The 5,693-nt window shown below is 67.6% G+C and carries 4 protein-coding genes; 2 read left to right on the plus strand and 2 right to left on the minus strand.

The window, feature by feature from the left end:
* Positions 1-14 precede the first annotated feature (14 nt).
* Positions 15-626, plus strand: a complete 612-nt coding sequence (gene dcd, locus MJ785_RS15515; protein ID WP_239312664.1) for a dCTP deaminase — start codon at positions 15-17, stop codon at positions 624-626.
* Between the two features lie 21 nt (positions 627-647).
* On the opposite strand, the gene MJ785_RS15520 is transcribed toward dcd, so the two are convergent.
* Together MJ785_RS15520 and MJ785_RS15525 are read right to left on the minus strand one after the other, a co-directional pair.
* Positions 648-3,053 (minus strand): glycoside hydrolase family 65 protein, encoded by a 2,406-nt coding sequence (locus MJ785_RS15520; RefSeq protein WP_239312662.1) that lies wholly within the window; start codon positions 3,051-3,053, stop codon positions 648-650.
* Positions 3,050-3,904 (minus strand): HAD-IA family hydrolase, encoded by an 855-nt coding sequence (locus MJ785_RS15525; protein ID WP_239381479.1) that lies wholly within the window; start codon positions 3,902-3,904, stop codon positions 3,050-3,052. Before MJ785_RS15525 ends, MJ785_RS15520 begins: the two co-directional genes overlap by 4 nt.
* 395 nt (positions 3,905-4,299) lie before the next feature.
* Here MJ785_RS15525 and MJ785_RS15530 point away from each other — a divergent pair.
* Positions 4,300-5,693 (plus strand): phosphatidylglycerol lysyltransferase domain-containing protein (locus MJ785_RS15530; RefSeq protein ID WP_370652958.1); only part of this gene is annotated, 1,394 nt, incomplete at its 3' end.

Consider the following 5,693-nt stretch of genomic DNA (forward strand, 5'->3'; position numbering starts at 1 on the left):
TAACGTACTCGGACGTGTTGCTGTCTGACGGGGATATCCAGGCTGAGATCGCCGCGGGACGGGTATGCCTGGACCCGTACGATCCGGCTCTCGTCCAGCCGAGCAGTGTCGACCTTCGGCTCGACCGGTGGTTCCGGGTGTTCCAGAACCACCGGTACAGCCACATCGACCCCGCCGTCGAGCAGGAGGATCTCACCGACCTCATCGCCCCGGACGACGACGACCCGTTCGTCCTGCATCCCGGCGAGTTCGTACTCGGCTCGACACTGGAGATCATTTCCCTGCCCGACGATCTTGCCGGCCGGCTGGAAGGCAAATCCAGCCTGGGACGCCTGGGCCTGCTCACCCATTCCACCGCTGGTTTCATCGATCCCGGCTTCTCCGGCCATGTCACCCTTGAGCTGTCGAACGTCGCGACCTTGCCCATCAAGCTCTGGCCGGGGATGAAGATCGGCCAGCTCTGCCTCTTCCGGCTCTCCTCCCCCGCCACGCATCCCTATGGCTCGGCCATTTACGGTTCCCGCTACCAGGGACAACGCGGCCCGACTCCATCCCGCGCATACCGCGACTTCACCCGTGCGGCAGTGCCATCAGACAACCATGGCCCGACACCGCCGCGATCATAAAACGGTCAACGGAACAACCGGTCAACGGCTCGGGTCGGCCCGGAAGAGCTTCGGCTCCCGCCCGGGTGGCTGGGACGGCTGGGGGCTGGCCGGGGTGGCGGGCACGTCACGGCGCACCGGGCCATCCATCGACACTTCGACAGCTTCGCCGCAGTGAAGAATCATGATCGGTTCGCCACGCAGCAGCACGTAGCTCGCGGTGGAGTCGGTGACCTCAACCCGCAGCCGTCGTCCACGCGTGCACAGGGTGAACGCAAGCCTGCTGATCCCTTCCGCCAGGCGAGGCGCGAACGACAGTACGCCCGACATGTGAGCTTCCGGGTTGACAGCGCCTGAGTTGACGGCCCCCGGGTAGTCGCGCAACCCGCCGAACCCCTCAACCAGCGCTATCCAGCTGCCGGCCAGCGAGGCCATGTGCAGGCCGTCGAGAGCTCGGCCGCGCAGGTCACGGAGGTCGATCAGCGCCGCTTCGCGCAGATAGTCGTGGGCGAGACCGAGATGACCGACCTCGGCCGCCAGCACTGCCTGCGCTGACGAGGACAACGACGAGTCGCGAACGGTGAGGGCTTCGTAGTAAGCGAAGTTGCGGGCCTTCTGCTCCTCCGTGAACGCCTCCCCGCGGCGCTGCATCGCCAGTACCAGATCAGCCTGCTTCACCACCTGCTTGCGGTACAAATCGAAATAGGGGAAGTGCAGGAGAAGCGGGTACTGGTCAGGACGTGTGTGCTCGAAGTCCCACACCTGGTGACGGGTGAATCCCGCCGACTGCGGATGCACCCCGAGTTTTTCATCGTAGGGGATGCACATGTCCCCGGCCGCGTCCCGCCAGGACGCGGCCTCCTCCGCGTTCACGCCGAGTTCGTGCGCCCGCTCGGGATGCCGCCGAACCGCGTTCGCCGCCTCCACCAGGTTCTGTTGCGCCATCACGTTGGTGTAGACATTGTTGTCGGCGACCGCGCTGTACTCGTCCGGCCCGGTGACTCCATCGATGTTGAAGGCACCGTCCAGATCATGATGGCCGAGTGACCGCCAGAGCCGGGCCGTTTCGACCAGCAGCTCCAGGCCGATGTGCCGTTCGAAATCGCTGTCTCCAGTGACCCGGACATGGCGGATCACCGCGTCCGCTATATCCGCATTGATGTGAAATGCCGCGGTGCCGGCCGGCCAGTACCCAGAACATTCCTCGCCGTGAATCGTCCGCCACGGGAACGCCGCCCCGGACAGGCCGAGCAGGCGAGCGCGCTCCCGGGCCATGGGCAGGGTAGCGTGCCGCCAGCGCAGTGCGTCCGCCGCCGCGTCCGGGGCTGTATAGGTGAGCACGGGAAGCACGTAACTCTCGGAATCCCAGAACGTGTGGCCGTCGTAGCCGGGACCGGTGAGCCCCTTCGCCGGGATCGGCCTGCGCTCGGCCCGCGCGCTCGAGGACAGGACATGGAACAGGGCGAAACGGACGGCCTGCTGTACCTCGGCATCACCGTCGACCTCGACGTCCGCGCGGGCCCAGAAATCGTCAAGATAGGCCCGCTGCTCGGCGAGCAGCCCCTCCCAGCCAGTCTGGCGGGCGGCGGTCAGCGCGGCCGCGGCCTGGTCGCGCAGCGCTGGCAGGGAGCGCTGCTCCGACCATCCATAGGCAATGAACTTGACGAACCGCAGCTTCTGACCAGGAGCAAGCAGCGCGGTGATGGTCACGCGACAGGAGTCGGCGTCGCTCTCGGCGGTCACCCCCGTGGCCGACCGCCGGTCAATCGCATGATCCATAGCAGCGGCGACCCGGATAGCGCTGTACCGCGTCCGGTGCACCAGCTCGGCGTGCGAACCATGGCTGCCGTTCCACTCCGCCACCAACGGCGCCTCCAGCGCCACGGCGGCCCGCGGGTCCACGGACTGTGCCGGCAGCTGCTCGTTGGCGACCAGCTCGGACTGCACAACCAGCCGGGCTGAGGCATCCAGCGGCTCGACCTCGTAGCAGATCGCCGCCATGGCCCGCTGGACAAAGGAGACCAACCGCACCGACGACATGCGGATCGCCTGGCCCGCCGGTGACACCCATTCGGCCGTGCGGCTCAGCACACCGCGGCGGAAATCCAGGATCCGCTCGTGCGCTCGCAGCTCCCCGTAGCGGATGTCGAAGGGCTCGTCATCCACCAGCAGGCGGATCAGCTTCCCGTTGGTAACATTGATCATCGTCTGGCCGGACTCCGGGTAGCCATAACCGGCCTCCGCGTAAGGCAGCGGCCGCAGCTCGTGGACGGAGTTGAGGTAGGTGCCGGGCAGCGCGTGCGGCTCTCCCTCGTCCAGGTTCGCCCGGAGGCCGACGTGCCCGTTGGCCAGGGCGAACAGCGATTCCGCCCTGGCCAGCTGGTTCGGGTCGAGACCGGACTCACGCAGCTGCCACGGCTCGACCGGGAACGACATGTCGCCGATCACACGTCGCTCCCGCCGCCGGGCCTGCTCTGTCCGCCGGGCTCGGCCGACGGCTGGCGATGCTCGCTGTCAACGTCCCCGCCAACGCCGTCCCCGCCAACGCCTGCTCCCCTGCCGGCGTCCAACAGATCGGCAAGGTCCGCGACAACGACATCGGCGCCGTGCGCGCGCAGCGCGTCGGCATGCCCGGCCCGATCGATGCCGACGACATACCCGAAACCTCCGGCACGCCCCGCCTCGACCCCGGCGATCGCGTCCTCGAACACCGCGGCGCGTGACGGCGCCACACCGAGCGCGCGGGCGCCCGCCAGGAAAGTGTCAGGCGCCGGTTTACCGGCCAGCTGTTCGCGTTCGGCCACAATACCGTCGATTCGGACCACCACCAGGGAGTCGAGACCGGCGGCGGTGAGTATCGCCGCGCAGTTCGTGCTCGACGATACGACCGCGCGCGCGGCACCCACTGCCACCAACGCCCGCAGGTAGCGTACAGAACCAGGATAAGCGGCGACCCCATCATCACGAATCATGGCTGTTACGAGTTCGTTCTTGCGTTTGCCCAGGCCATAGACTGTGTCAGCGGATGACGGATCTTCCGGGCCGCCCTCAGGCAGCTCGATGTGGCGGGCAGCGAGAAAGGACCGGATGCCGTCCGCCCGGGGCTTGCCGTCGACATAGGAGGGATAGTCGTCACCGACGCTGAACGGGACACATGGGCCACGGTCGCGTTCCGACCGGCGGCGGAGGAAGGTGTCGAACATCTCCTTCCACGCAGCCGCGTGGACAGTCGCGGTCTGGGTCAGCACACCGTCCAGGTCGAAGAGGTACGCCCTGATGCGTTCGGGTAGTCCGAACATCCGTTCAGTCCTCTCGAAGGCTTGGAGGCGCTGGAAGTTCGCCCAGGGCCTGCCCGCGCCTCTCGATACACATACCCCAGCCCGGCTCATTGATCCATCCCCCTGTTGCCGGGTGCTTTTATGCGGTGTTCTCTCATACCCGGGACGCTCCTGCCTGACCGCGCGGCGGGCGGGGTAAGGTCCCGCGGGCAGACCCAAACGGGCCAGGCAGGTAGCAGACACACACCCAGCCCGTGGCCGCCGACAGCGCGATAATGACCTTTCGTGCCGCTGGTGGCCGTGAGAGATGAAGAAACTGGCCAACAGCGACGCGATAATCACCTTTTGTGCCGCTCGCGGCCGTGGGACATGACGAGGGAGCCGTGGGGCATGACGAGGGGAAGGAGGCGTCGTCCGTGACGACCATCAGCCGCGGCAGCCATCCCGCGGGGACCACCGAAACCAGCCGGCTCGGCGGCGATGCCCACGGAGACCACGTGATATCACGGCCGGCACGACCTCTGTTGCCGGCCTGGAACCACCCGTGGATACCGACCGCGGCCGCCGCCCTGGTGTTCATCGCCGGACTGATCGATATCGTGTCCGGGGTCACCCCCGAGTGGCGCGACCGGCTGGATGTGATCCGCCAGATCCTGCCCGGAGCGGCATCGCGCCAGGCCGCCGCGTTCACGGTGGTAGTCGGCCTCCTTCTGCTCCTGCTCGCCCGTGGTCTGCGCCGACGCAAGCGCCGCGCCTGGCTCGGTGTGGTGACATTGCTCGGCACGAGCATCGTCCTGCATGTGGTCAAGGGCCTCGACTTCGAAGAGGCGGTCGCGTCCGCGGCGCTGCTCATCGGGCTCGTACTGGCCCGCGGCGACTTCCGGGCCAAGGGTGATCCGACAACCCGCTGGCGGGCGCTGTGGGTCGGGCTGACCCTCGCCGCAGCCTCGATCATGGTCGGGCTGGTCCTGCTGCGCATGGGCGCTGGCCGCCTGCTCGGTCCGCATCCGCTGACCGCCCAGCTCGCGCATGTCGTCGAGGGGCTGATCGGCATCCACGGACCGCTTCGGTTCAGCTCCGAGCGGGTCTCCGACCTCGTCACCCGGATCCTGCTCACAATGGGCCTGCTCACCATCATCACCGTCGTGTACCTGGCGCTGCGCCCACCGGAACCGCGCCCGCGCCTGTCCGCCGATGATATTGAACGGATGCGCGCGCTGCTCACGCGGCACGGGGATGCCGACTCACTCGGTTACTTCGCCCTGCGCGGCGACAAGACCGTCGTCTGGTCGCCGACGGGCAAGGCCTGCGTCGCCTACCGGGTGGTGTCCGGGGTGATGCTCGCCAGCGGCGATCCGCTCGGTGACAACGAGGCATGGCCGGGCGCGATCCGGGAGTTCCTACGGATCGCCGCCGAACATGCTTGGATACCAGCGGTCATCGGATGCTCCGAAACCGGCGGAAAAGCGTGGGAACGAGTTGGCCTGACGGCGCTGGAGTTCGGCGACGAAGCAATCATCGACGTGCGGACCTTCACCCTTGAAGGCCGCGACATGCGTAACGTCCGGCAAGCTGTCGGCCGGGTCGAGCGGGCCGGCTACACCTACCGCGCCGTCCGGATGAGCGATCTGCCCCCCGAGGAGGGCAAACGGTTGAGGGAGCAGGCCGAAGCCTGGCGGGGGGCGGAAACCGAACGCGGTTTCTCCATGGCCCTCGGCCGGATCGGCGAACCCAGCGACGACAGCTGCGTCGTGGTGATGGCCTTCGACCGCGATGGGCTCGGCAACGGCGACAGCCCGGGTGACGGCGG

Source organism: Protofrankia sp. CiT1 (assembly GCF_917627335.1).
Lineage (GTDB): Bacteria > Actinomycetota > Actinomycetes > Frankiales > Frankiaceae > Protofrankia.

Bases quoted from the DNA above. Each gene is read 5' to 3' on its own strand.
- MJ785_RS15525 (WP_239381479.1), bottom strand. From the start codon at position 3,904: ATGTTCGGACTACCCGAACGCATCAGGGCGTACCTCTTCGACCTGGAC.